2 protein-coding genes are annotated in these 2779 nt (G+C 70.5%); both read right to left on the bottom strand.

Annotated features, from left to right (window positions below; all coding sequences use genetic code 11):
- The coding region (locus tag DQW06_RS17525; RefSeq protein WP_157983472.1) for a HAMP domain-containing sensor histidine kinase at positions 1-1152 on the bottom strand (1152 nt) is incomplete at its 3' end.
- Positions 1153-1215: 63 nt separating this feature from the next.
- Positions 1216-1884 carry a response regulator transcription factor gene (locus DQW06_RS17530; protein ID WP_013154850.1) on the bottom strand — a complete coding sequence of 223 codons (669 nt, stop codon included), beginning with the start codon at positions 1882-1884 and terminating at the stop codon, positions 1216-1218.
- Positions 1885-2779 lie beyond the last annotated feature (895 nt).

Genomic DNA, 2779 nt, shown 5'->3' on the forward strand with positions numbered 1-2779 from the left:
CAGCCCGGTCCCGCCCCCGCCGCTCACCTCGCGCTCGAAGATCCGGCCCGACAGGTGCTCGGGCACGCCCTCGCCCTCGTCGCTCACCTCGATGCGCACCGACTGCCCGGTGTCCAGCCGCCGGATGGTGACCGTCCCCGCGCCGTGCTTGTAGGCGTTCTCCACCAGGGTCGCGACGATCTGCGCCAGGTCGGCGGAGACGGTCATCGCGGTCAGCCCCGGGTCGCCGGTGACCAGCAGCCTGCGCTGCGCGGACTGGAAGACCGGCTGCCACTCCTCTTGGAGGTGGTGCAGGACGGGGTCGATCTCCACCGCCTCCACCTCGGGGTTCTGGCTCTTGCGGGCCCGTCCCAGCAGGCTCTCCACGGTCTCCACCAGGCGCTCGGTCTGGGCCAGGGCGGCCTCGCCCTCCTCGCGGACCACCTCGGGGTTGTCCGCCTCGGCCAGGATCTCCTCCAGGCGCATCGTCAGCGCGGTCAGCGGCGTGCGCAGCTGGTGCGAGGCGTCGGTCGCGAAGTGGCGCTCGGTGGCGATCAGCCCGGCGATGCGCTCGGCGCTGCGGTCCAGGACCTCCGCCACCCGGTCGGCCTCCGGTATCCCGTACCGGTGGCCCCACGGCGTGGTCACGCCCGAGCCCAGGCGCTCCGCGGTGGCCGCCAGGTCGAGCAGGGGCAGGGTCAGCCTGCGGGCCTGGAACATCGACAGGCCCACGGCGACGCCGATGGCCAGCAGGGACAGCGACGCGATCCCCATCCAGGCGCGGACCACGCTCTGCTGCACGCTCTCGGCGCTCATCCACACCTCGACGCGCGTGCCCCGGCCGGTGGTCGCGGTCGCCTTGAGCATGCTCGGGGAGTCGGGCGCCTCGGGATCGAGCGCGGGATCGCCCGCGGTCACCGAGGTGGGCTCCTCCGCCGGGGTGATCCGGATGAAGCGGTGGGGATGGTCGTGGTCGAACTCGCCCAGGTCGAGTTGGCCGTGCAGCTCCAGCATGGTGTCGCTCTCGGCGCCGATCAGCTCCGCCTCGCCCTGGAGCTGGCGGGTGCTCTCGTCGTACACCAGCTTGTACGTGAGCGCGCCCAGGGGCAGCCCGAGCAGCATGACGGCGATGACGGTCACCACCAGGGTGGAGAAAACCATCCGCCTGCGCATGTCACCTCATGTCCGTGCGACCCGGAGGCGACCGACCGGCGCGGGGCGCCCCGGAAGGTCGCGTCAGTCTCGCTCGAACCGGAAGCCCACACCCCGGACGGTCGTGATGTACGACGGCTGGTTGGCGTCGTCCCCCAGCTTGCGGCGCAGCCAGGAGATGTGCATGTCCAGGGTCTTGGTCGAACCCCACCAGTTGGTGTCCCACACCTCGCGCATGATCTGCTCGCGGGTGACCACCTTGCCCGCGTCGCGGACGAGCACGCGCAGCAGGTCGAACTCCTTGGTGGTGAGCTGGAGCTCGCGTTCGCCCAGCCAGGCCCTGCGGGAGTCGTTGTCGATGCGCACGCCGTGCACGACGGGCACCTCGGCGCCGCCCCGGCGCAGCAGGGCGCGCACGCGCGCCAGGAGTTCGGCGAGCCGGAAGGGCTTGGTGACGTAGTCGTCGGCGCCCGCGTCGAGGCCGACGACGGTGTCCACCTCGTCGGCGCGGGCGGTCAGGATGAGGATGGGCGTTCCGTGACCCTCGGCCCGGAGCCGACGCGCCACCTCTAGCCCGTCCATTTCGGGCAGCCCGAGATCCAGGACCATGAGGTCTATGTCTCCCGCACGGGCACGGTCGAGTGTCTCAACGCCGTTGACGGTCACGTCCACCGTGTAGCCCTCGCGCCGGAGCGCGCGCGCGAGAGGCTCGGAGATCGAGACATCGTCTTCGGCCAGCAAAACGCAGGTCATGTTGTCGATCGTAGGTCCGGGGACGCGCATTTCCCTATTATGCGCGCCGGATGTCCCAAGGTTGGTCGAAAATACGCTAATCACATACCGGGCAAAAGGTTCAATTCGTCATCTTGGTACTTTTCTTTACACTTACATGGTGATAATGGGAAGCTTGGTTCGGGTTCCGCGTCGTCCGGATCGTGCCCCCGGTGAACAGTGTGGCGGAGAAAATGGGACGATTCATTGCAAAACGTTTGGTAAGTCGGCGTCAGGACAGCGAAGCGTGGAGCCGAGGCGTCCGCCACCAGCCCCGACAACGAGGAGAACGTACGTGAATCCCGACAGTTCGCCACCGCCCTGGAGGCCGCCGGGGGCGTACACGCCCCGGGGCGGGCCGCATCCCCACGGAGCCGGAGACCCGCAGGGCGCAGGTCCTCAGGGCCCGCCGTCGCCTCCGGGGCAGCAGGGCCCTCAGGCAGCGCAGGGCGCCCAAGGCCCTCAGCCCACACCGGGGGCTCAGGGGCCGCACACCTCCCAGAGCACCCAGGTGCCTCCGCTTCCTCAGAGGTTCCAGACACATCAGGGGCCTCCTGCCCCTCAAGGTCCACAGGGCGTTCACGGGCGGGTTCCCCAAGGCCCGCAGGGGCCTCAGGGACCTCAAGGTCCACAGGGGCCCTACGGGCAGCCGCCCCAGCCGCCCCGGTCGCCTCGCCCTGGCCGCTACGGCACCGGCCTGGTGGCCGTGCTCGCCGTGATCGCTGTGCTGGCGGGCGCTTCCTTCCTCGGCGGAGGCCTCGCCTTCGGCGGCAGGATGACCGACCTCGTCGCCGCCGTCAGGAACTCCGAGCCCTCGGCGGAGCCCGGCGGCGAGCCGATCCGGGAGGCGCCGACCGGGGACCCCGCCCCCACAGCC

The sequence above is a fragment of the Nocardiopsis sp. TNDT3 genome (assembly GCF_003427465.1).
Lineage (GTDB): Bacteria > Actinomycetota > Actinomycetes > Streptosporangiales > Streptosporangiaceae > Nocardiopsis > Nocardiopsis dassonvillei.

Coding starts and splice junctions, on each gene's coding strand:
- DQW06_RS17530 (WP_013154850.1), bottom strand. CDS start 1,884: ATGACCTGCGTTTTGCTGGCCGAAGACGATGTCTCGATCTCCGAGCCT.